This window comes from Tsukamurella sp. NPDC003166, assembly GCF_040611135.1.
Classification (GTDB): Bacteria; Actinomycetota; Actinomycetes; order Mycobacteriales; family Mycobacteriaceae; genus Tsukamurella.
In genome coordinates, this window is record NZ_JBEXNL010000001.1 from 1 (window position 1) to 22,006 (window position 22,006).

Here is a 22,006-nt window from a genome sequence, read left to right on the forward strand (position 1 = left end):
GTGCAGGTGACTGGTACTAATCGGTCGAGGGCTTACCACACACATAACATTCGCCAAAACGAGCAGCAGCTCACAGGTGAAAGCGTGTAACAACAACAGAAACCAGTTGAGGCTGGTTCGCGTCCACTATGCAATGTCTGAGACAGCACACGTGTTGTTTCGCAGTGTTACGGCGGCCATAGCGAAGGGGAAACGCCCGGCTCCATTCCGAACCCGGAAGCTAAGCCCTTCAGCGCCGATGGTACTGCACTCGTGAGGGTGTGGGAGAGTAGGACACCGCCGGACTAAAATTAGATACAGGACGAGCCCTCGGAGGCCGGTGAGCGGAAACGCTCCCGCCTCCGAGGGCTTGGCCGTATCCGGAAGAAGCCGCCGATCACGTTGCTCTGAGCTCGGATCGTGTGGGGCCGAATGACCCGACTCGGGTCCGGTGGCGGTAGCCGCGCTGCTGCCGACGAAGTTGACCACGATGTGGCCGCTATTGAACCGCGCCGGCGTGGCGGGATCGATGGTGAGGACGGTGCTCTGGTCGGCGACTGGCGCGGCGAACGCGAGCTTCAACCCACTGAGGACTACCGCGGCCGGCGTGAAGAACGCGAAGAACCACAGCGCCCCGCGCGGCACGGCGCAGGCGGGCGTGAATCCTTCTCGCTACCGCGTGGCGGGGGAGGCCGAGGTCGCCGCGCCCCCGAGGTAGGACGCGAGACCCGCAGCGATGGCATCGGCCAACCGCTGCTGGCCGGCGGCCGACTCGAGGACGGCGGCGTCGGACGCATCGCGCATGTTGCCCGCTTCGACCAGGACGGACGGCACCGTCGACAAGTTGAGCCCCGCGAGGTCCGAACGCGGGTACAGACCGCCCGATCCGATGTAGGTGGCGGGGGTGAAGCCCCCGGACGTGAGCGCGGCGACCATCGCCTTCGCGTAGACCGGGTCGGCATTCTGCTGGACCGGGTTCAGTGGGGGCGAGGACAGATTCACGTGAAACCCGCGATTGCCCGCCGCGGAACCGTCGGCGTGGATGCTCACAGCGGCGTCGGCGCCCCACTTGTTCGCGGCCTCGGCCCGGGCGTCGATGCACGGCCCGACGGACGTGTCGTCGTTGCGCGAGAGCATCACCTGCGCGCCCGCGGCGGTGAGCACCTGATAGAGCTTGTAGGCGACCGCGTAGTTGAAGGTGTGCTCGGGAACGCCGTTCACACTGGTCGTGCCCGTGGTCTGGCAGGGCTTCGTACCGCCGCGTCCGGTGGATACCTGCTTGTCGATCGATGCGTCGTTGGCGCCGTTGTGGCCGGGATCGACGAAGATCTTCTTGCCGCTCAACGCGCCCGCACCGAGCGGCGCCGCGTTGTTCACGAGTGCCGGCCCGTCGGACGATAGTCTGGAGGGAGCGGCCGCGTCCCGTCGCTGTCCGGCGTCACCGATGGTGCAGCCGGGTAGGACCAGCGCGGGGATCATGGTCGCGGCCAGGAGGGCGGAACGGCGGTTCTTCACAGAACGCACTGTACCGCCCCAGCCGGCACAGTGGTATCACGAGTAACACGAATCGGACATAGCGGGTCGCGAGACCGGCGTAGGGAGACAAGCATGCAGCCCGGAGGCTCGATGGAAGACCTGATGGCCCAGGTCGGCGCGATGCAGCAGCAGCTCATGGCGGCGCAGCAGGAACTCGCGGTGACCACCGTCGAGGGGCAGGCCGGCGGCGGCCTCGTCAAGGTCGCCGGCACCGGCGACGGCCAGGTGACGTCCGTGACCATCGACCCCAAGGTGGTCGATGCGGACGACGTCGAGACCCTGCAGGATCTGGTCCTGGGTGCGCTGACCGACCTGCAGAACAACACCGCCGCCGTCGCGCAGCAGAAGATGGGGCCGCTGGCCGGCGGCCTGCCCTTCTGACGGTCGGCACGTGTACGAAGGACCCGTTCAGGAGCTGATCGACGAGCTGGCCAAGCTCCCGGGGGTGGGGCCGCGCGGCGCCCAGCGCATCGCGTTCCACCTCCTGGGGGTGCAGCCCACCGACATCGATCGGCTCACCAACGCTCTCGTCCGGGTGCGCAATGACGTGCGCTACTGCGAGGTGTGCGGCAATGTGTCGGCGGAGACGCGCTGCCGGATCTGCTCGGATCCGCGGCGTGACGCCTCGAAGATCTGTGTGGTGGAGGAGGCGAAGGACGTCCAAGCTGTGGAGCGCACCCGCGAGTACCGCGGGCTCTACCACGTTCTGGGCGGCGCGCTGAACCCGATCAAGGGCATCGGACCGGACAAGCTGCGGATCCGCGAGTTGCTCGTGCGGCTCGGCACCGCGGTCGACGGCGTCGATGTGGGCGAGGTCATCATCGCCACCGATCCCAACACCGAAGGCGAGGCCACCGCGGCGTTCCTGGTCCGGATGCTCAAGGACTTCCCGGGCCTGAGTGTGACCCGCCCCGCTGCAGGTCTGCCCATGGGCGCCGAGCTCGAGTTCGCGGACGAGCTGACTCTCGGCCGGGCGATGAGCGGACGTCGTACCCTCGCCGAGCCGCCCCGCGTGCTCGAAGAGACGCCGCCGAGCTGACCCGTGAACGCCGCTGACGTGCTGGCCCGGCTGGGCGCGCCCGAGGGCATCGTCGCCGTCGACGGGCCGTCCGGGGCCGGCAAATCGACCTACGCCCAGCGTCTCGTCGACGATCTCCGGGCCGACGGTGCCCGCGTCGCCCTCGTGCGCACGGACCACTACGCGACCTGGGACGACCCGGTGTCGTGGTGGCCGCAGCTCGTCGCCGACGTGATCGACCCGCTGGTGCGCGGCCGCGACGCCTTCTACCGCCCGATGGTCTGGCGGGAAGGCGTCCCCGCGCCAGGCGAGGAACTGCGCCTGCCGTGGGCCCCGCTCATCGTGATCGAGGGCGTCTCCAGTGCACGCCGTGCCTTCGCCGACCGGATCTCGCTGGCACTGTGGCTCGACGGCGGCACCGCGCAGGAGCGGCTCGAGCGCGCCGTCGCGCGCGACGGCGAGGAGGCACGCGCGGAACTTGCGCGCTGGCAGGAATTCGAGCGCGGTTGGTTCGCGGTCGACGGTACGCGGGAGCGCTGCACGATCGTCGAGTCCCGGGCGATGGCGACGTAGAAACCTGTCGGTGTTCTGTGGGATGGTCGCAGGTATGGACGTTCCCGCACTCGACGGTGCGCTCACCGCGGATCTTCAGCTGTATCTGGACCGTGCTCGGGACTCGCTGCTGTGGAAACTCGAGGGGCTCGGCGAGTACGACCTGCGGCGCCCTCTGACGCCCACCGGTACGAATCTGCTCGGGCTGATCAAGCATTGCGCGATGGTCGATTCCGGCTATCTCGGCGGCTGTTTCGGCCGCCCGTTCGCTCACCCGCACCTCCCGGATCCGCTCGCGCCCGGGGCCGACCCGAACGACGACCTGTGGGTGCGCGCCGACGAGTCGGCCGCGGCGGTTCTCGACCTGTTCGCGCAGTCCCGTGCCCACGCGACGGCGACGTTGGCGGAACTTCCGCTCGACACCGTCGGCGTCGTACCGTGGTGGGGCGAACCCGGTCGCCGCGTCACTCTGCATCGGCTCGCCGTGCACACGCTCTACGACCTCGATCGGCACGCCGGCCAGGCCGATATCCTCCGCGAGCTGATCGACGGTGCCGCCGGGCTGCAGGCCGACAACTCCAACCTGCCACAGGCGTACGACTGGCCGGCCCACCGCGCCCGCGTCGAGGCTGCCGCCCGGGCCGCGGTGTCGAAGACACAGGAGGAGGCGTGACCGCCGGGTACGTGCTCTTCGACACCGCCGTCGGGCGGTGCGGGATCGCCTGGGGCGCCGACGGTGCCGTCACCGCCGTGCGGTTGCCGGAGGCGTCCGATGAGGCGACGGCCCGACATCTCGGCGCGGGAGCGGGTCCGTGCGAGCCGCCCGTCGAGGTCGGGCGAGTGATCGCCGCGATCGTTGACCTGGTCTCAGGCGCGAACCTCGACGACGACCTGGCGTGGGTGCAGCTGGACATGCAGGGCCTCACCGATTTCCAACGCGCCGTCTACGAGGTCGCCCGTCGCATCCCGCCAGGCAGTACCCGCACCTACGGTGAGATCGCCACGGAGATAGGACTTCCCGGCTCTGCACGGGCTGTCGGGCGAGCGCTGGGCGAGAACCCCTACCCGCCCGTGGTGCCCTGCCACCGCGTCACCGCGGCGAACGGCCGCACCGGCGGCTTCTCCGCCGGCGGCGGCGTGACCACCAAGATGCGCCTGCTCTCCACCGAACAGGCCGTGCTCGGGCTCTGGTGACTACTCCTCCGCCCCCGGTGAGACGACGGTGAGCCCCTCCGCTTTCGCGGCGTCGCGAAGGCGCCTGTCGTAGCTGACAAACGTCGTGATCTGCTCTCGCAGGCTCACAGCTGACGCTAAATGGATGGCATCGAGCGATCGAAGGTGTGGTGGACCGATCGTTTCGGCGAGCAGGGTGGTCTCTTCGGTCAGCGGAACTGTCTCCGCCTGCTCGCCGATGTATCGAGCCTGGGAAACCGCGTCAGGGTCATCCATTCGCGCTGAGACACGGGCGAGTTCGATCCGTCCGATCACACTGGTGCCGATCGATGTGCCTTCGTCTGCCTGCTGAGCCATCCAGATCGTGAGTGCTTCTGATTCGCTCTCGGGCGCCAGCAGCTTGATCAAGGCGGAGGTGTCGAGGTAGTTCACTCGTTCCTCATCTCTTCGAGGATTTCCGAGGCAGACTTCTCCCCGGGCTTCCGAGGCCTTCGTGCGTTCCGCATGGCTGTGATTTTCTCGAGGTCAAGCGGCCGCTTGGCGGGGATAATCCTCCCTGCGGCGACCAGCTCGCGGTACTGGCGCTCCTTCTCGCTGACAGGAACCAACCGGGCAACCAATTTGCCGTGGTTGGTCACCTCGATCTCCTCGCCCGCCGCCACGCGCGCGAGGTACTTCGAGGCGTGTTGCCGCAGTTCGCGGACCCCGATCTGCTCCATGCTCTCAAATGTAGCACCGATTGTGCTACTCATGCCGCGCTCGTTCTCGGCTCGTCAGGCCACCCGCCAGCGCTGACGCGGATGATCTCCACTGCCACTTCAGCGACCGCTGTCTCCGGAACAGTCAGCTCATAGATGATGGACGGGTCGTCGTCGGGGCACAGGACTTCGTACAACTCGCACATCGCCTCGTAGAGGGAGTCTTCGACGCGGGCGTAGAGGAATCGCAACAGCGTGGCGAGCCGGGCGTCCCTCGCGTCCATGCGATTCCGTGAGGCCGGATCAGCTGCGTCAGAGGTCGGCGTGTGGTTCGACATCGATCCGTCGAAGGGGATCGTAGGCGTCGCTGCCCGCGTATTCTTCCTCGGCGGCTTCGGCGCTCCCCGATTCCGCTTCTTCTTTGCGTCCCGGCGCTGCTTGCTCGTCCTGCTCATGATGTCCCCCCGAACTATCGATGACGGGGACAGGCTAGAACGACACACTGACAAGTTCTCTCACACGCGCCGTACTCTTCAGATTCGACCCGAGGCGGTGCGCCACACGCATAGAAGCGGGAGCGAAAATGCGTTTTGAACAGGGATGATGCAGCCGTGCGTCCCGTGCATGGCTTTCGCGGAGACACCTTCCTCCTCGGCGCGCTCCGTCCGATTGTGCCCGCCGAAGCGTGCCTGAACGCCTACTTCCGCAGGCGCTCGCGGCGCAGCAGTTCCACGTCCGGCAGGTCCAGGGGCTCGAGCGGCCGCCCGGTCGCGCGGGAGATCAGGTAGTCCGCCAGCTCGGGGTTCCGGGCCAGTGCCGGGCCGTGCATGTAGGTGCCGAGCACACTGCCCTGCACCACCCCGTCGACCGCCACTCCCGCGCCGTTGCCCGTGCCCCGGACCACGCGCTGCAAGGGTGCGGCCTCGGGGCCCAATGCCGAACCGCCGCGGTGATTCTCGAAACCGGTCAGCGGCTGGGTGAGGCCCTCGATCAGCGGGACACCCTCCACCTCGCCGATGGCGCGCTTCTCCTGCGGCGTCGTGGTCAGATCGAACAGTGAGATGCCCTCGACGCGCTCCCCCTCGGAGGTCTCGTACCAGTGACCGAACACCTGGATCGCGGCGCAGATCGCCAGTACTGGAACACCTTTCGCGGCCGCCTCCTGGAGGCCGGGGTAGCGGGTCATGTGCCGGGTCGCGAGTCGCTGCGCGTTGTCCTCGGCGCCGCCGAGGGTGTAGACGTCGCACGACGCGGGCACCGGATCGGACAGCGTGATCGGCAGGACCTCGGCGTCGATGCCGCGCAGCCGCGCGCGTTGTCGCAGCACGAGCGCGTTGCCGCCGTCGCCGTAGGTGCCCATCACGTCGGGGAGTACGAGGCCGATCACCAAGGTGGACTCGGTGATCCGGGTCTCGGATCCGGAGAAATCGATCACGCGCCCCGCCCTTCCAATGCCGTGTTCAAGTCGCGGAACGCCGTGTAGTTCGCGAGCACCTCCACGCGCCCGGGAGGGCAGGAGGCGATGGCGGCCAACGGATCCGGGACCAGGGTGTGCTCGGCGCCGGCGTAGGTCAGCCGCACCGCGAGGTCGGCCCCGCGCTCGCCGGACGCCACGACCTCGCCGTTCTCGAACCGCTCGAACTGCACGTCCCACAGCCAGGACAGGTCCTCGCCGTCGGGCACCTGTCCGTTCACCGCGATCACCAGGCCCTCGGCAGTGCCGTCGATCATCGACATGGCCTCCTGCCAGCCGGCGGGGTTCTTGGCGAGTAGCATCCGCACGGTGTGCTCACCGACGGTGACGGTCGAGTACCGTCCGGCGACCTCCCCGACCGTGCCCACGGCCCGGACCGCCTCGAGCGGGTCCGCACCCATCGCGACGGCAGCGGCGACGGCCTGCGCGGCGTTGCCGCGATTCGCCCGGCCGGGCAGCGCCAGCACCAGCGGAGCGACGAAGCCGTCCGGCCCGTGGATGTCCGTCTCGTCCACCCACCAGTCGGGCTCCGGACGGGAGAAATCGGTCCCCGTCGAATACCAGTGGTCCCCGTCGCGGACGATCGGCTCGCCCGAGCGTGGGCAGGATGTGGAGTCGCTGGTCCATCCCGCCCCGGCGGCGACCCACACGACCTTCTTCGCGTCGTAGGCGACGGAGGTGACGAGCACGTCGTCGCAGTTGGCGATGACCGTCAACTCGGGGTGGGCGTTGACGCCCGCGCGCAGGCGGCGCTCGATGGCGTTGATCTCGCCCACCCGGTCCAGCTGGTCGCGGGAGAGATTGAGTAGCACGAGTGCCTCGGCGGCCGTCGCGTCGAGCACGTGCGGCACATGCAGCTCGTCGACCTCGAGCGCGGCGAGCGGCGCGCCCTGGTGCGCCGTGAGGGCGGCGACGATGCCGGCGTCCATGTTGGCCCCGTCGGCCTGCGTGGCGACGGCGCTGCCCGTGGTGGCGAGCGCGGCTGCGGTCATCCGCGTGGTGGTCGACTTGCCGTTGGTTCCGGTCACGACGACGGTCCGCTTGTCGTCGGCCAGCCGGGCCATGAGGTTCGGCTCGATCTTGAGCGCGACGAGACCGCCGATCATCGAGCCCTTGCCGCGCCCGGCGCGCTGCGACGCCCAGGCTGCGGATCGGGCGGCGAGCAGCGCCGCGCGGGCGCGGAGGGGGAGTCCGGGCATGCGGTCCAGGATAGGGCAAGGTGGTTGCATGGCTGAACTGCACGAGGACCGGCGACGGGCACTGTCGTTCGGAGCGATCGCGGAGGACTACGACCGGCTCCGGCCCCGGTACAGCGAGGTGACCCTCGACGCGATCGCGACGGGCGGTTCGGCCCTCGACGTCGGCGCCGGGACGGGGATCCTCGCCCGCCAACTGCGGGACCGGGGCATGGACGTCCTGGCCGTGGAGCCCGACGGTGCCATGGCCGCCCTCGCGCGGACCACCGGCGTGCCGGCCGAGGTCGCCACCTTCGAGGAGTGGGACGACCGCGGCCGCACCTTCGACCTCATCACGTTCGGGCAGTCCTTCCACTGGGTGGACGCGGACCGTGCGATCCCACGCTTCCTGGAGTTGCTCAACCCGGGCGGGCGCGTGGTCCTGCTGTGGAACAAGCTCCGGCCGACGTCACCGCCCAACGACGACCTCCGCGCCGCGAGCAGCGACTACGTGAACGTCGAGGCCGCCGGCGCGGGTACCCCGCACGACCAGATGTTCAGGATGGCCGCGCTGACGAAGAGATTCGAGGACGCGGGCTTCACCGTGACCGAGCGTGAGGACGACTGGACCGAGACGCAGCCCAAGGAGCGGTGGCTCGACCTCGTCTTCACGTACTCGTCGCACTCAACCCTGCCGGGCGATCGCCGGTCCGCCCTGCGCGCCGCGCTCGCCGAGGTCATCGGCGATCGTGACGTCGAGCTCACCGCCGGCACGACCGCCCTCATCGCCACCCGGTAGCGGAGCGGGCTTGCGCAGCATCCCGAGCAGGCATCCGGCGATGACGATGGCGGCGCCGGCCAGGGCGAGAGCCGTCGGGTGCTCGCCGAGCACGACCGCGCTCGCCGCGATACCGACGACGGGGACCAGGAGCGTCGCCGGCGCCACGGTCGACGCGGGGTAGCGGGCCATCAGCGCGCCCCACAGCCCGTATCCGACGACGGTGCTCATGAGCGCGATGTACGCAACGCCCAGGAGTGCGAGGCGACCCGACGCACCGTCGAGGCTGTGCGCCAGGGCCTTCCAGCCCGTGGTGGGTCCCTCGACCGCGGCGCTGAGCGCCAGCATGGGCAGGGGCGGGATGACCGACATCCACAGGGTGAACCGGAAGGGCTCCGACGGCGCCGCGAGCCGCTGTCCGATGTTGCCGAACGCCCAGCTCAGGCCGCCCAAGAGGGTGAGGACGACGCCGAGCACGCCGACCCCGGACGCGGCGTCGGCGCGGTCGGCGATGATCAGCACCATGCCGACGACGGCGATCCCGATTCCCGCGACCTGTCGGATGGTCAGCTTCTCGTGCAGCAGGGCCGCGCCGAGCAGCACGGTGAACGGTGCCGACGACTGCAACACGAGGGAGGCCAGCCCCGTGGGCATGCCGATGTGCATGGCGGTGAACAGCAGCCCGAACTGGAAGGTGCCCGAGCCGAGGCCGTAGAGCACGAGCCACTTCACGGGGCCCTTCGGCGGCCGCACGAACAGCAGGACGGGGATCGCGAGCACGAGGAAGCGCAGGGCGCCCAGGAACAGAGGTGGGAAGTAGTCCAGGCCGTAGCGGATCGCCAGGAAGTTCAGTCCCCACAGCACGACGACGGTGAGGGCGACGAGGCGATCACGGGGGCTCATGGCTTCCACTGTCCCGGCGGGCGAGCGGAAGCACAATCGAATACTTCTTGATCAACCATGTAGTCGTGCTACACGGACTTGGAATCATGCGGCGTGCATGCCTGCCTCCCGCCCCGAGTCGCGGCTAGCGTCGCGGAATGACCTTCGAACTGCGCGATCGCACCGTCGTCCTCATCGGGGGAGGCAGCGGAATCGGCCTCGCCGTCGCCCGGCGCGTGATCGCCGACGGTGCCCGGGTCGTCCTGGGCGGCCGCTCGCGGGAGCGGCTCGACGGTGCCGTCGCCGAGCTCGGGCCCGCCGCCCGGGCGCGGACCGTCGACACCGCGGATCCCGCGTCCGTGGAGGACTTCTTCGCGGACATCGACGAGGTGGACGCCCTGTTGACGACCGCGGCCACCTACACGGTGGGTACCTTCAAGGATCTCGACCCCGACGCCGCGCGCAGCCCGTTCGAGTCGAAGTTCTGGGGCCAGTACCGCGTGGTCAAGGCGGCCTTACCGAGGCTCACCGCCGACGCCGCGGTCGTCCTCGTCTCCGGCGCCGCCAGCGTTCGGCCCGCGGGTCCGGCGGCGCCCTATATCGCCGCGAACGCCGCGATCGAGGGGCTCGCGCGCGGCCTGGCCGTGGAGCTGGCGCCGGTGCGGGTCACCGCGGTCGCGCCGGGCACCGTCGACGGGAACCTGTGGGCGGGGCGGCCCGATGAGGCCCGGGACGCGGCGTTCGCGCACATCCGCCGCGAGGCGGTACTCGGCAGGCCCGGAACCGAGGACGAGATCGCCGCCGCGGTCGTCCACCTGTTCACGAACACGTACACCACGGGCTCGACGCTGTACGTCGACGGTGGATACGCCCTGCGCTGAGCCGCGCGTACGCTCACTGCGCATGGACGTCCACCGCCTGCGGATCCTGCGCGAGCTCGCCGACCGCGGCACGGTCGCCGCGACGGCGCGGGCGATGGACATGACCCCGTCGGCGGTGTCGCAGCAGCTCAAGGTGCTCGCCCGGGAAGCCGGGGTGGATCTGCTCGAGCCCGACGGCCGGCGCGTGCGGCTCACCGATGCCGGGCTCGCGTTGGTCGTGCGCGCGGAATCGGTGCTGGGCGAACTCGATCGGGCCCGGGCCGAGATGGATCGCTACCGTTCGACGCCGGTCGGCGTGGTCCGGCTGACCTTGTTCCCGTCCGCCGCCGAACTCCTGCTGCCGGGAGTGCTGCGCCGGACCGCGGCCGCCGGCGTCCGGGTGGCGGCCGCGGACGTCGACCTGCCGGGGACGGAGCTGCCGGCGATGCTCGCCGACGCGGACGTCGTGGTCGCCCACCGCGACGAGCGGGCTGCCCCGCTGGGCGGGCCCCGGATCGCCTCTCGCGTCCTGATGCGCGAGCCGATCGACCTGGTCGTGCCCCTCGACCACCCGCTCGCGGCCGCGGGTCGGGTGGACGCTGCGCAGCTCGCGGATCTCGACTGGATCAGCGTGAACGACGGGTTCCCCGTCGACGACGTCCTCCGCTCGCTCGCGACCATCACGGGCGTACAACCGCGGGTGGTCCAGCGGATCAACGACTTCCACACCATCCAGGCGATGGTGGCCGCCGATCTCGGCGTGGCGCTCGTCGCCCGGCATGCCGTGACCCATCCGGGCGTCCGCGGGCTGGAGATCGTCGGCGTGCTCGCCGCCCGCATCCTCGAGGTCGCGATTCGGCCCGGCGCCGAGCGTCGCCCCGCCGTCGCCGCAGTCCTGCGGGCACTCGACGAGGAGGTCGCCGCGGTCCAGCCGTGAGCGATTGACGCCGAGACGAATACATCCCATGATTTCAGGGGTGACCGCCCGCCCGGATTCCGCAGCTCCCGCCGCCCTGCGGGCCGTCGGCGTCCTTACCTGCGCTGCCGCCCTCATCGTGATGGGGGTCTGCCTGCGGCTGATCTTCGGCAGCTCGTCGGCGGTGCTCGCCGAGATCCGCGACGCCTACGGGCTGAGCGGCGCCGAGGTCGCGCTGCTCACCACCGGCCCGGTCCTGTGCCTCGGCCTGTTCTCGGCGGCGACGCCCCGCCTGGCTCGCCGGTACACCGCGCCGCTGGTGGCGGCGGTGGCGCTCGCGATGATCGCCGTCGGCAGCGCGCTGCGGATCCTGCCGAGCTGTCCCGTGCTGCTCGGCGGGACGATGCTGGCCGGCGCGGGGATCGCCGTGGGCAACGTACTCGGTCCCGTTCTCGTGCGGATCTTCTTCCCACACCGGATCGGCCTCATGACCGGCCTGTTCACTGCGATGGTCTGCGTCTCGACCGGGTTCGCCTCCGCCCTGACGGTGCCCGGCGCCACCGCGCTCGGCGGCAGCTGGCGGGGCGCGTTGGCACTCTGGGCGGTCCCCGCGCTCGTCGCGGTCCTCCTGCTGGCCGTGGTGACGGTGCGGTACCTCCGGTTCCGCCGGAACGTCCCGGAGCCCGACGGTGCCGACGCTCCCGGTGCCGTCCGGACGGTGCTCCGCAGTCCCGTCGCCTGGGCCGTGACCGGCTTCATGGGTCTCCAATCGCTTCTGGCCTACGCCCTGATCGGGTGGATCCCCACGATCTACCGCGACCGCGGGCTGTCCGCGGAGACCTCCGGAGCGATGCTCGCCATCGGCGGGCTGCTCAGTGTGCTGACTGCGCTGACCTTTCCGCAGTGCGCGGCCGGGCGTAGGGAGCAGCGGATCGTCGCGGTGGCGGCCGTGGCGCTCCAGGGGATCGGGGTCTTCGGTGTCCTCGCGTTCGGGAACGGAATCGGGGCCTGGGTCGCGAACGTCTTCGTCGGCTTCGGCTTGGGCGCGATGATCTCCCTGGCGGTGACGATGATGAACCTGCGCGCGGCGACCACCGCCGAGGCGGTCTCGCTGTCGGCGATGTCGCAGACGGTCGGCTACCTGCTCGCCGCGTGGGGACCGATGCTCGTGGGAGTGCTGCACGGTGTGCACGGGAACTGGACCCTGCCGCTGATCAGCCTGCTGATCCTCCTGATACCGCTCCTGCTGTGCGGGCTCGTCGCCGGCGGCGACAGGTCGGTGGGTGCGCCGTCAGCGTTCGGCGACGGTGTGCAGCCCGGCGGGCAGGAAGCGTAGGAGCAGTTCCCGGGCCGCGGCCGAGTCCCCGTCGACCAGGTGGGTGAGCTGTGCGCCCTCGTAGAGCGCGATGGCGAAGCGGGCGAGCGAGGCGGCGTCGGTCTCCGGGACGAACCGGGCGAGTGAGCGGGCCAGGCGGTCCCGGATCGCGCGATCACGCTCGGTGAGCCGTGCCGCGGCGGTCTCGTCGCGGGCGGCGAAGATGGTGAACTCGGTGGAGAGCAGTCCCCAGCGACGCTCCTCCGGATCGTCGGGGGCCGCGGCGATCGCTGCGGCCACGATCGCGTCGTCCAGTGACTCGGCCCCGTCGATCACGGCGGCGACGCGTCCGACCTGTCGCTCGGTGTGCCGGTCGAAGAGGGCGAGGAACAGCGCCTCCTTGCCGGAGAAGTTCGAGTAGAAGGCGCCGCGGGACAACTCCGCGCGGCGGCAGATCTCGTCCATCGACGCAGCGTGATAGCCGCGTTCGGCGAACACGTCCAGGCCCGCGTCGAGGAACCGCTCCACGCTGCGGGCGCGGGTCTGCTCGCCCTTGGCCATCGCTCGTCCTCTCGTTGACGCGGGGTGTGATGCGTGCCATGCTAGCGATAAATAGAACAACCAGTCTAGTTATGGGTATCGAGAGGTGGACGCATGACCGAGGAGTCATCGACGGGGCCGGCCGGCTTCGCGCCCGACGCGATCGTGGTGGGGGCGGGCCTGGCCGGCCTCGTCGCGGCGTACGAGCTGTCCCGGGTGGGCCGGCGGGTGCTGATCCTCGACCAGGAGAACCGGAACAACCTCGGCGGCCAGGCCTTCTGGAGTCTCGGTGGGCTGTTCCTGGTCGATTCGCCCGAGCAGCGGCGCCTCGGCATCAAGGATTCCTTCGACCTCGCGTGGCAGGACTGGACGGGCTCCGCGGGCTTCGACCGCGATGACGAGGACCACTGGCCCAGGCGATGGGCCCGCGCCTACGTCGAGTTCGCGACGCACCGCAAGCGTGATTACCTGCGGGGCCTCGGGCTCGGCTTCACCCCCGTGGTCGGCTGGGCGGAGCGCGGCGGCGGCGCGGCCGACGGACACGGCAATTCCGTCCCGCGGTTCCATCTCACCTGGGGAACCGGGCCCGAGGTCGTGCGCGTGTTCCGCGAGCCCGTCGAGCGGGCGGAGCGGCAGGGCCTGGTGCGCTTCGCCTTCCGGCACCGGGTCGACGAATTGCTGCGCGACGACGACGGCGCGATCGTCGGCGTGCGGGGCGCCGTCCTGGAGCCCTCCGACCTCGACCGCGGCGTCGCCAGCGGCCGGGAGGTGATCGGGGAGTTCGCGTTCCGTGCCCCGACGGTGCTCGTCACCTCCGGTGGCATCGGACACAACTTCGAGCTCATGCGGCAGTACTGGCCGACGGAGCGGCTCGGCCCCTTCCCGGAGCACATGATCGCGGGCGTGCCGGCGCACGTCGACGGTCGCATGCTGGCGATCTCCGAGGAGGCGGGCGCGAACATCGTCAACCGCGACCGGGTGTGGGCCTACACGGAGGGCATCCACAACTGGGACCCGATCTGGCCGAACCACGCGATCCGCATCATCCCCGGGCCGTCGTCGCTGTGGTTCGACGCGAACGGCAACCGCTTCGCCGCTCCGAACTTCCCCGGCTTCGATACCAATTCGACGATGAAGGCGATCCTCGACACCGGCTACGACTACTCGTGGTTCGTCCTCACCGAGTCGATCATCGAGAAGGAGTTCGCACTGTCGGGCTCCGAGCAGAACCCGGACATCACCGAGAAGGACCTGAAACTGGCTCTGGGCCGGGTGAAGTCGAAGGGTGCGCCCGGCCCCGTCGAGGCGTTCAAGCAGCACGGCGAGGACTTCGTCGTGGCCGACACCCTCGAGGGACTGGTCGAAGGCATGAACGGCCTCGGCCGCGGCGGGCACGTCGACCTCGACCACCTCCGTCGCCAGATCGAGGCGCGCGACCGCGAGGTCGCCAACTCCTTCAGCAAGGACGCCCAGCTGCAGGCGATGCACAACGCGCGGAACTACCTGGGCGACAAGGTGGTGCGGGTCGCGAAGCCGCACCGCATCCTGGACCCGGCGCACGGGCCGCTCATCGCCGTCCGCTTGAACATTCTCTCCCGCAAGACCCTGGGCGGGCTCGAGACGGATCTGAAGGCGCGCGTCCTCGGGACCGACGGTGCGCCCGTCCCCGGCCTGTATGCCGCGGGTGAGGTCGCCGGGTTCGGCGGCGGCGGGGTGCACGGCTACAACGCGCTGGAGGGCACGTTCCTCGGCGGGTGCATATTCTCGGGGATGACGGCGGGCCGCGCAGCGGCGGCCGCCACCGGCGGACGAACGGGGAACGGACATGACTGAGCGGACGGCACTGGTGACGGGGGCATCGTCGGGCATCGGGTACGAGACGGCGAAGCTGCTCGCGCAGAAGGGTTACCGGGTGCTCGGTACCAGCCGGAACCCCGACACGGTCCCCGCCGACAAGCGGATCTCCGGTGTCGAGTACCTGGCGCTGGACCTGGCCGACCGCGCATCGATCACGGAGTGCGCCGCCGCGGCCGGCGCCGTCGATGTCGTGGTCAACAACGCCGGTGAGAGTCAGTCCGGGCCGCTCGAGGAACTGCCCGCCGACGCGGTGGACCGGCTGTTCCAGACGAACGTCTTCGGTGCGGTCCAGCTCACCCAGCGCCTGCTGCCCGCGATGCGCGAGGGGAGCTACGGCAGGGTGATCATGGTCGGGTCGATGCTCGCGAGTTTCCCTCTCGCGTACCGCGGCTCGTACGTCGCTGCGAAGGCCGCCCTCAAGGGCTTCGCCTCGGCTGCGCGGCAGGAGCTCTCGCCGTTCGGCGTGTGGGTGTCCACCGTCGAACCGGGTTCGATCGCCACCGGCATCGGCGAGCGTCGCACCAAATACGTCGCGGACGATTCCGTGTACCGCACCGACTTCGACACGATGATCGAGAACCTCGACGCGAACGAGCGGGCGGGTATCATGCCGGCGCAGGTGGCGGAGGTCATCGTCAAGGCGGTCGAGGCGGAGCGACCCCGCGAGTTCTACGCGGTGGGCAGCAATGCGCCCCTGGTCTTCCTGCTCAAGCGGCTGGTGCCGGTCGAGGTCGTCTCGTCGATCGTGGCCCGTCGGCACGGCCTCAAGCGATAGGTCCCGGGGCCACGGGACATCCGTCCCTGGCGGCGAAGGGCTACTACTACATAACGTCGTAGTAGCCCTTTCTGTCAGCCCGAGGACCGATGCCCAATGCTCACCGAACCCCAGCGCTCCGTCATCCGCGACACCCTGCCCGCCGTCGGCGGCGCGATCGACGAGATCACCCCGAACTTCTACCGCCGCTTGTTCGCTGCGCATCCCGAGTTGGAACGCGACCTGTTCAATCGGGGCAACCAAGCAGTGGGCGCGCAGCAGCGCTCGCTCGCAGCGTCGATCGCGATGTACGCCACCGCTGTCGTCGACGACGAGGTCTCCGCGCGGACCATGCTCGAACGCGTCGCGAACAAGCACGCCTCCCTGGGCGTCGCGCCGGATCAGTACCCGGTCGTGTACGCGCACCTGTTCGGCGCCATCGCCGAGGTGCTCGGGGCGGCTGTCACACCGGCGGTGGCCGAGGCCTGGACGGCGCTGTACTGGCAGCTCGCCGACGAGCTCATCGCCATCGAGCAGGGGCTCTACGCGGCGGCCGCGATCACGCCGGAAACGGTGTGGCGCACCGTCGTCGTGGCGGAGCGGCAGCAGGAGACCCCGCGCACCGTGGCCTTCGTCCTGGCGGATCCGTCCGGGGCTCCGCTTCCGGACTTCCTTCCCGGACAGTACATCTCGGTCGCTGTCCGCCTGCCCGACGGTGCCCGCCAGATCCGCCAGTACAGTCTCTCCGGCGCCGGAGAGGGCCGGTGGCGGGTCGGGGTCCGGCGTGACGGCGAGGTGTCCTCGCACCTGCACGAGTACGCGTTCGAGGGGGTCGAGCTGCAGGTCTCCCCGCCCTTCGGCGATATCGTGCTGGACAGCGATCCGGCGACGCCGTTGGTCCTGGTGTCGGCGGGCATCGGCATCACGCCGGTGCTCGGCATGCTCTACCACCTCGCGGAGGAGGAGGGCAGCCGGCGGGTCGTCGTCGCGCACGCCGACCGCACGCGAGCGACGCATGCGCACCGGACCGAGCTCGCGGAGCTGGTCGCCCGGATCCCGGGTGCCGAGCTGCACACGTGGTACGACGACCTCCCGGACGGCTATCCGTTGGCGGAGGGGGAGTCCCGCGGTCGCATCGACCTGTCCGGGGTGGAGATCCCCGGCGATGCGAACGCGTACCTGTGCGGACCGCTGCCCTTCATGTCGGGGACGGCCGATCAGCTCGAGGTCGCGGGCCTACCGCGGGAGCGCGTGTGGTTCGAGGCGTTCACGCCGTCGGTATGACCGAATCCCAGGTGAGTCGGGGGCGGCCCCCAGGTGCCTGACAGGCGGGCGGTCGACGGTGGGTGGCTCAGTCCACTGATCGAAGGAAGTACCCATGAGCACCGTGCCCCGCCGAATCGGCCTGGCCTGCGGAGTCACCGCTGTCGGCGCCCTCAGCCTGGTGTCCGTCGCCGCCTGCGGCGCGCAGTCGTCGACCCCCTCGCCGACCGCCGCTGCTGCGAGCAGCAGCGCGGCACCGTCGAAGCACGCCGGTGTGCGCAACGCCGCGTACCGGCAGTGTCTGGAGCAGAACGGCGTCGTCTTCCCGGCCAAGGGCGCGAAGCCCTCCGGCACCGTCGCGCCGAGCGAGGGGGCCCAGCCATCGGGGACGCCGTCCGCGAACCCGCGCGGCGGCGCGCGCCGAATGGGACCGCCGGCAGGCGTGTCCCAGGACACCTGGGACAAGGCGGTCGCGGCCTGCGCCTCGGTGAAGCCCTCGAAGGCGCACACCGCGCCGACGACCTGACAGCGGCTCAGGCGCCCCGCGTCGCGCCCGCGAGGGCCGCGGCGAGGATCCGCGCCGCCTCCGGGAAGCGCTCGGGCTGCGGGCCCGCGTAGGCGAGACGGAGGTGGTTCCCCGTGGGCTCCGCGGGGAACCATTCGTCGCCGGGCCCGATGACGAGCCCGCCGCGGCGGCATCGGTCGACGACCGCCGCGAGGTCCACGTCGTCGGGCAGGCGCGCCCACAGCGCGAGGCCACCGCGGGGTTCCGTGGCCACGGCGACGTCGGGCGCGTGCTCGCGGAGGCTGCGCAACAACAGGTCTCGACGGTCGCCGAGCTGCCGCCCGAGCCTCCGCAGGTGGGTCCGCCAGGCCGGCTGCGTGACGACGTCCAGCGCCACCGCCTGGAGAATGCCACTGACGTACATCGCGTCGGCCTGGGTGTCGGCGAGGATCCGGTCCCGTGCCGGGCCGCGCGCGATGACCGCTGCCACGCGTACCGCGGGCGCGACGCTCTTGCTCAGAGACCTGATGTACACCACGTGCCCGGAATCGTCGCGCGTCGCGAGGGGGGCCGGCGCGGCGTCGATGCCGAAGTCCCGGGCGTAGTCGTCCTCGATGAGGAACGCGCCGGCGGCGCGCACTGCGGCGAGGACGCGACCCGCACGGTCCGGATCCCATACGGCCCCTGTCGGACTCGCGAACGCCGGCTGCGCGTAGAAGGCGCGCGCCCCGGTCTCCGCCAGCACGCGGCGCACGATCTCCGGATCCGGGCCCGACGGTCCGCTCGGCACCGGAACCACCTCGACCCCCGCCTGTTCCGCGGCGAGGATCGCGCCCCAGTAGGTGGGCGACTCCATCACCAGCGGCCGGCCGGCGCCCACCAGCGCCCGGAAGGCCGTGAGCAGTGCGCCCTGGCTGCCGGGGGTGACCACCACGTCGCGGGCGCCGACGGGGCCGGTCCCGGCCGGCGTCTGCGCAGCGAGGTCGGCGGCGAACCAGGATCGCAGTTCGGGGAGCCCGGCGACGGGCGGGCGCCCCATCAGAGCCTCGCTCCGCGCAGCGCGCGCGAAGGCCGGCCGGACCAGGCGCTCCGGTAGCAGATCCCGCGCGGGGTACCCGGAGTGCAGGCCGATCGCGTCCCCGTCGAAGGATTGCAGGGCGGTGGGGGTGGCCTGCGTGCGGCGCCCCGAAGCGCCCAGGGCGACGGTCTGCCAGCCGAGGTCGACGGGCCGCGCAGCGCGCTCACTGCGCACGAAAGTACCGACACCCGGGCGTGTCTCGATGACGCCGAGTGAGGCGAGCGAGCGCAGCGCCTGCTGCACGGTGACGGGGCTGACGCGGTGCTCGGCCACGAGCGCCCGGGTGGAGGGCAGCTTGGCGCCGGGTGGAGCCGCGGCGATCCAGGACCGGAGGGCTGTCGTCAGGCGCGCTCCACTGCTATCGTCGGACATGAGTATTGATGATAGCGCTACTGTACAACGCCGATCAGTGATATCGGAGTCGCCGATCGCGCGATCGGGGCTGCTGTGGGGATTCGTGGGAGTGATCGCCTTCTCCTTCACCGTGCCCTTCACCCGCGTCGCGGTCGCCGGCGCCGGACTGCCGCCGCTCTTCGTGGGCGCCGGACGCGCGGTGGTGGCGGCGGTGCTCGCCGCATCCGCCCTGCTCCTGACCCGCCAGGCGCTGCCGCGCGGCACGCAGTGGCTGCGCGTCGGCGTTGTGGCGTCGGGCGTGGTGATCGGCTTCCCGGTGCTCACCTCCTTCGCGCTGACCACCGCTTCGGCGTCGCACAGCGCGGTCGTGATCGCCCTCCTCCCCGCCGCGACCGCGGTGGCCGCCGTGTGGCGGGTCGGAGAACGCCCACGGCCCGCGTTCTGGGTGTCGGCGGGTGTGGGCGCAGGGTGCGCCGTGGTCTTCGCGGTGCTGCAGGGCGGTGGCCTCGGCACCCTGCGCGCCTCGGATCTCCTGCTGTTCGGCGCGGTGGTGGCCGCGGCGATCGGTTACGCCGAGGGGGGATCGCTCTCGCGGGAGCTCGGTGCGTGGCAGACGATCTCGTGGGCGCTCGTGGTGGCTGCGCCGGTGATGCTGGTGCTCACGGCCTTCAGTGCCCGAGACGGGGTGAGTGGCACGGCATCCGGCTGGTGGGCCTTCGCCTACCTCGGCGCGGTGAGCATGTTCCTGGGCTTCTTCGCCTGGTACCGCGGCCTCGCGATCGGACCGATGGCCACCGTCAGCCAGGTACAGCTGGTCCAGCCCGTGTTCGGGATCGCGTGGGCCGGCCTGTTGCTCGGCGAGTCCGTCGGGTGGTCGACGGTGCTCGGCGGCCTCGCCGTGATCGCCTCCGCAGCCCTCGCCGTGCGTACCCGCAGCCGCTGACGGTGCGGGCACGACAGAAATCCCCGCCGGCCCTGGGGGCGAGCGGGGATTTCTGGTGCGACCGGAGCCCTACGGGGCCCAGGTGCGGGTCGACGCCTCGCCGACCGCCGCCTCGCTCGGCCGGACGCTGCCGTTCGCGCGGTTCACCGCGGAGACCACCGCGCGCAGCGAGGCGGTCGTGATCGACGGGGCGATGCCCACACCCCAGACGGTGCGGTCCTCGTCGCCCACGCGGACGATCGCCTCGACGTACGCCGCGGCCTGGGCGTCGTCGCCGGCGGAGAGGGCGTGCTCGTTGTAGTCGAGAACGCGGACGTCGAAGCCGACCCCGGCGATGGCGTCCACGAACGCCGCGAGCGGGCCGTTGCCCTCGCCCGAGATCTCCTGCTCCTTGCCGTCGACCTTGACCACCGCGTCGATGCGGTCGACGCCGCCGTCGACCTCGGAGGCCGTCACCTTCTGGCGCATGCGCTCCAGCGGCAGGATCGGGTCGATGTACTCGCCCGCGAAGACGTCCCACATCTCCTTCGGCGTGACCTCGCCGCCCTCACCGTCGGTGATCTTCTGGACCGACTGGCTGAACTCGACCTGCAGGCGCCGCGGTAGCTGCAGCCCGTGGTCGGTCTTCATGATGTACGCGACGCCGCCCTTGCCGGACTGGCTGTTGACGCGGATGACCGCCTCGTAGCTGCGGCCCACGTCCTTGGGGTCGATCGGCAGGTAGGGGACCTGCCACAGGATGTCGTCGACGTCCTTGTCCGCCCCGTCGGCGTCGATCTTCATCTGGTCCAGGCCCTTGTTGATGGCGTCCTGGTGGCTGCCCGAGAAGGCGGTGTAGACCAGGTCTCCGCCGTACGGGTGTCGCTCGGGCACGGGCAGCTGGTTGCAGTACTCGACGGTCCGCCGGATCTCGTCGATGTCGGAGAAGTTGATCTGCGGGTCGATGCCGCGGCTGAACATGTTCAGGCCGAGCGTGACCAGGCAGACGTTGCCGGTGCGCTCGCCGTTGCCGAAGAGGCATCCCTCGATCCGGTCCGCGCCGGCCAGGTAGCCCAACTCCGCCGCCGCAACGCCCTCGCCACGGTCGTTGTGCGGGTGGAGGGACAGAATGATGCTGTCGCGGCGGTTCAGGTTGCGGCTCATCCACTCGATCGAGTCGGCGTAGACATTGGGCGTCGCCATCTCGACCGTGGCCGGCAGGTTCAGGATGATCGGCTTCGCGGGCGTCGGGTCGATGACCTCGACGACCGCATCGCACACCTCCTTCGCGAAGGACAGCTCGGTGCCGGTGTACGACTCGGGGGAGTACTCGTACCGCCAGGCCGTATCCGGGTACTTCTTCTCCTCGCGGCGCACCAGATGCGCGGCGTCGACGGCGATCTTCTTGATGGCGGCCTTGTCGGCGCGGAAGACCACTCGGCGCTGCAGTACGGAGGTCGAGTTGTAGAAGTGCACGATCACGTTCTTCGCGCCCTGGCAGGCCTCGAAGGTCCGGACGATCAGCTCCTCGCGGCACTGCACCAGCACCTGGATCGTCACGTCGTCGGGGATGGCCCCGTCCTCGATGATCTCCCGGACGAAGTCGAAGTCCGTCTGGCTCGCGGAGGGGAAGCCGACCTCGATCTCCTTGTAGCCCATGCGGACCAGCAGGTCGAACATGCGGCGCTTACGCGCGGGACTCATGGGGTCGATCAGCGCCTGGTTGCCGTCGCGCAGGTCGACGGCGCACCACAGCGGGGCCGTGGTGGCGACCTTGTCCGGCCAGGTGCGGTCGGGGAGCGCGATCTGCTCGACCTCGTCCGCGTAGGAGCGGTAGCGGTGAGCGGGCATGGCGCTTCCGCGCTGCGGGTTCCACGCGGGCTGGCCAGGGTTGCTGGGGCCGGCGGGGGCGGTGATCTTCGATACGCCGGACGTGTAGGAATCGGCTGCAGGGCTCATGGTGTCGAGGCTACTTTCTCGTCAGCGCCCCCGCGGCTGGCAGGGACGTCAATCGGTCGTGGAACGACCGGAGGGGCTCGACCGGCGATGCCGCGAAGCCACGGCTCAACCCGCGACGGGGAGCCGGTCTGGATCAGACCCCGCCGCGGCAACCGAGGAGAAGGGCGCGCCACTGCACACGTCGAATGTAGCGCACGACGAGGCAGCGCGGCAGGCCGGTGCGAGTACCCGGAACGAGCTGTGATCTAGGACACGTTTCGGCGTACGCCCGCGGGGGTGCGTCTCGTCGAATTGTTGATCATGGATTCAAAGCTGCTGTTGATGATCAGGTCTGCCTGTGAATCCGCAGGACGGATGTCGAATGGTGAACCTGGTCGAACCGCCACGCGCCTCACCTGCCGACTTTGCTGCGACCTTC

24 protein-coding genes and 1 rRNA gene are annotated in these 22,006 nt (G+C 70.4%); 15 read left to right on the forward strand and 10 right to left on the reverse strand.

Features of this window, described 5'->3' with window-relative positions:
* The first annotated feature begins 168 nt into the window (after positions 1 to 168).
* Positions 169 to 285 (forward strand): 5S ribosomal RNA (gene rrf / locus ABZX10_RS00005).
* A gap of 366 nt (positions 286 to 651) precedes the next feature.
* On the opposite strand, the gene ABZX10_RS00010 is transcribed toward rrf, so the two are convergent.
* Positions 652 to 1,494 (reverse strand): N-acetylmuramoyl-L-alanine amidase, encoded by an 843-nt coding sequence (locus ABZX10_RS00010; protein ID WP_355533070.1) that lies wholly within the window; start codon positions 1,492 to 1,494, stop codon positions 652 to 654.
* Positions 1,495 to 1,587: 93 nt separating this feature from the next.
* Between ABZX10_RS00010 and ABZX10_RS00015 the strand changes: the two genes are divergently transcribed.
* The 5 genes from ABZX10_RS00015 to ABZX10_RS00035 are packed head-to-tail and all read left to right on the forward strand — an operon-like array spanning position 1,588 to position 4,279.
* Positions 1,588 to 1,896 carry a YbaB/EbfC family nucleoid-associated protein gene (locus ABZX10_RS00015; protein ID WP_168544980.1) on the forward strand — a complete coding sequence of 103 codons (309 nt, stop codon included), beginning with the start codon at positions 1,588 to 1,590 and terminating at the stop codon, positions 1,894 to 1,896.
* Between the two features lie 10 nt (positions 1,897 to 1,906).
* Complete coding sequence (recR, locus tag ABZX10_RS00020) at positions 1,907 to 2,554, forward strand: recombination mediator RecR (protein ID WP_355533074.1); 648 nt, start codon at positions 1,907 to 1,909, stop codon at positions 2,552 to 2,554.
* A gap of 3 nt (positions 2,555 to 2,557) precedes the next feature.
* Entirely contained in the window at positions 2,558 to 3,106 is a 549-nt protein-coding gene (locus ABZX10_RS00025; protein ID WP_355533076.1) for a hypothetical protein, read from the forward strand.
* Positions 3,107 to 3,140: 34 nt separating this feature from the next.
* On the forward strand, positions 3,141 to 3,758 hold the full coding sequence (locus tag ABZX10_RS00030) for a DinB family protein (protein WP_355533079.1): 618 nt from the start codon (positions 3,141 to 3,143) through the stop codon (positions 3,756 to 3,758).
* The gene (locus ABZX10_RS00035) at positions 3,755 to 4,279 is read left to right on the forward strand and encodes a methylated-DNA--[protein]-cysteine S-methyltransferase (RefSeq protein ID WP_355533081.1); all 525 of its coding nucleotides are present in this window, start codon (positions 3,755 to 3,757) and stop codon (positions 4,277 to 4,279) included. Before ABZX10_RS00030 ends, ABZX10_RS00035 begins: the two co-directional genes overlap by 4 nt.
* On the opposite strand, the gene ABZX10_RS00040 is transcribed toward ABZX10_RS00035, so the two are convergent.
* The 5 genes from ABZX10_RS00040 to ABZX10_RS00060 form a co-directional block, all read right to left on the reverse strand.
* Positions 4,280 to 4,690, reverse strand: coding sequence for a type II toxin-antitoxin system VapC family toxin (locus tag ABZX10_RS00040; protein WP_355533084.1), 411 nt, complete (start codon positions 4,688 to 4,690; stop codon positions 4,280 to 4,282). It abuts the gene before it with no gap.
* Entirely contained in the window at positions 4,687 to 4,977 is a 291-nt protein-coding gene (locus ABZX10_RS00045) for a type II toxin-antitoxin system Phd/YefM family antitoxin (RefSeq protein WP_355533087.1), read from the reverse strand. Before ABZX10_RS00045 ends, ABZX10_RS00040 begins: the two co-directional genes overlap by 4 nt.
* Positions 4,978 to 5,006: 29 nt before the next feature.
* Complete coding sequence (locus tag ABZX10_RS00050) at positions 5,007 to 5,411, reverse strand: hypothetical protein (RefSeq protein ID WP_355533090.1); 405 nt, start codon at positions 5,409 to 5,411, stop codon at positions 5,007 to 5,009.
* Between the two features lie 242 nt (positions 5,412 to 5,653).
* Positions 5,654 to 6,361, reverse strand: coding sequence for a glutamine amidotransferase (locus tag ABZX10_RS00055; protein ID WP_355534051.1), 708 nt, complete (start codon positions 6,359 to 6,361; stop codon positions 5,654 to 5,656).
* A 26-nt stretch (positions 6,362 to 6,387) separates the two neighbouring features.
* On the reverse strand, positions 6,388 to 7,629 hold the full coding sequence (locus tag ABZX10_RS00060) for a MurT ligase domain-containing protein (RefSeq protein ID WP_355533093.1): 1,242 nt from the start codon (positions 7,627 to 7,629) through the stop codon (positions 6,388 to 6,390).
* A 28-nt stretch (positions 7,630 to 7,657) separates the two neighbouring features.
* Here ABZX10_RS00060 and ABZX10_RS00065 point away from each other — a divergent pair, with 28 nt between their 5' ends.
* The gene (locus ABZX10_RS00065; protein ID WP_355533096.1) at positions 7,658 to 8,404 is read left to right on the forward strand and encodes a class I SAM-dependent methyltransferase; all 747 of its coding nucleotides are present in this window, start codon (positions 7,658 to 7,660) and stop codon (positions 8,402 to 8,404) included.
* On the opposite strand, the gene ABZX10_RS00070 is transcribed toward ABZX10_RS00065, so the two are convergent.
* Positions 8,291 to 9,286, reverse strand: coding sequence for an EamA family transporter (locus tag ABZX10_RS00070; protein ID WP_355533099.1), 996 nt, complete (start codon positions 9,284 to 9,286; stop codon positions 8,291 to 8,293). The two genes, ABZX10_RS00065 and ABZX10_RS00070, sit on opposite strands and share 114 nt — an antisense overlap.
* A 137-nt stretch (positions 9,287 to 9,423) precedes the next feature.
* Between ABZX10_RS00070 and ABZX10_RS00075 the strand changes: the two genes are divergently transcribed.
* From ABZX10_RS00075 to ABZX10_RS00085, 3 genes are read left to right on the forward strand one after another with little or no spacing between them, the layout of a single operon-like run.
* Positions 9,424 to 10,146, forward strand: coding sequence for an SDR family oxidoreductase (locus tag ABZX10_RS00075; RefSeq protein ID WP_355533102.1), 723 nt, complete (start codon positions 9,424 to 9,426; stop codon positions 10,144 to 10,146).
* Positions 10,147 to 10,168: 22 nt separating this feature from the next.
* Entirely contained in the window at positions 10,169 to 11,062 is an 894-nt protein-coding gene (locus tag ABZX10_RS00080; RefSeq protein WP_355533105.1) for a LysR family transcriptional regulator, read from the forward strand.
* 40 nt (positions 11,063 to 11,102) lie between these two features.
* The gene (locus ABZX10_RS00085; protein WP_355533108.1) at positions 11,103 to 12,377 is read left to right on the forward strand and encodes an MFS transporter; all 1,275 of its coding nucleotides are present in this window, start codon (positions 11,103 to 11,105) and stop codon (positions 12,375 to 12,377) included.
* Here ABZX10_RS00085 and ABZX10_RS00090 read toward each other — a convergent pair.
* On the reverse strand, positions 12,333 to 12,917 hold the full coding sequence (locus ABZX10_RS00090; protein WP_355533111.1) for a helix-turn-helix domain-containing protein: 585 nt from the start codon (positions 12,915 to 12,917) through the stop codon (positions 12,333 to 12,335). The two genes, ABZX10_RS00085 and ABZX10_RS00090, sit on opposite strands and share 45 nt — an antisense overlap.
* 93 nt (positions 12,918 to 13,010) lie before the next feature.
* Between ABZX10_RS00090 and ABZX10_RS00095 the strand changes: the two genes are divergently transcribed.
* From ABZX10_RS00095 to ABZX10_RS00110, 4 genes are all read left to right on the forward strand, one after another.
* Positions 13,011 to 14,729 (forward strand): FAD-binding dehydrogenase, encoded by a 1,719-nt coding sequence (locus ABZX10_RS00095; protein WP_355533114.1) that lies wholly within the window; start codon positions 13,011 to 13,013, stop codon positions 14,727 to 14,729.
* Positions 14,722 to 15,528: an SDR family oxidoreductase gene (locus ABZX10_RS00100; RefSeq protein ID WP_355533117.1), complete on the forward strand. Its 807-nt coding sequence runs from the start codon at positions 14,722 to 14,724 to the stop codon at positions 15,526 to 15,528. The genes ABZX10_RS00095 and ABZX10_RS00100 overlap by 8 nt, the downstream gene beginning before the upstream one ends.
* A gap of 96 nt (positions 15,529 to 15,624) precedes the next feature.
* Positions 15,625 to 16,791, forward strand: coding sequence for a globin domain-containing protein (locus tag ABZX10_RS00105; protein WP_355533120.1), 1,167 nt, complete (start codon positions 15,625 to 15,627; stop codon positions 16,789 to 16,791).
* Positions 16,792 to 16,885: 94 nt separating this feature from the next.
* Entirely contained in the window at positions 16,886 to 17,296 is a 411-nt protein-coding gene (locus ABZX10_RS00110; protein ID WP_355533124.1) for a hypothetical protein, read from the forward strand.
* A gap of 7 nt (positions 17,297 to 17,303) precedes the next feature.
* On the opposite strand, the gene ABZX10_RS00115 is transcribed toward ABZX10_RS00110, so the two are convergent.
* Positions 17,304 to 18,725, reverse strand: coding sequence for a PLP-dependent aminotransferase family protein (locus ABZX10_RS00115; protein WP_355533127.1), 1,422 nt, complete (start codon positions 18,723 to 18,725; stop codon positions 17,304 to 17,306).
* Between the two features lie 40 nt (positions 18,726 to 18,765).
* Between ABZX10_RS00115 and ABZX10_RS00120 the strand changes: the two genes are divergently transcribed.
* A complete protein-coding gene (locus tag ABZX10_RS00120; RefSeq protein WP_355534053.1) occupies positions 18,766 to 19,650 on the forward strand; it encodes a DMT family transporter in 885 nt (294 codons plus the stop codon).
* Between the two features lie 69 nt (positions 19,651 to 19,719).
* Here the strand turns inward: ABZX10_RS00120 and leuA are convergent, their stop codons facing one another.
* Positions 19,720 to 21,588, reverse strand: a complete 1,869-nt coding sequence (leuA, locus tag ABZX10_RS00125) for a 2-isopropylmalate synthase (protein WP_355533130.1) — start codon at positions 21,586 to 21,588, stop codon at positions 19,720 to 19,722.
* Between the last annotated feature and the right edge of the window lie 418 nt (positions 21,589 to 22,006).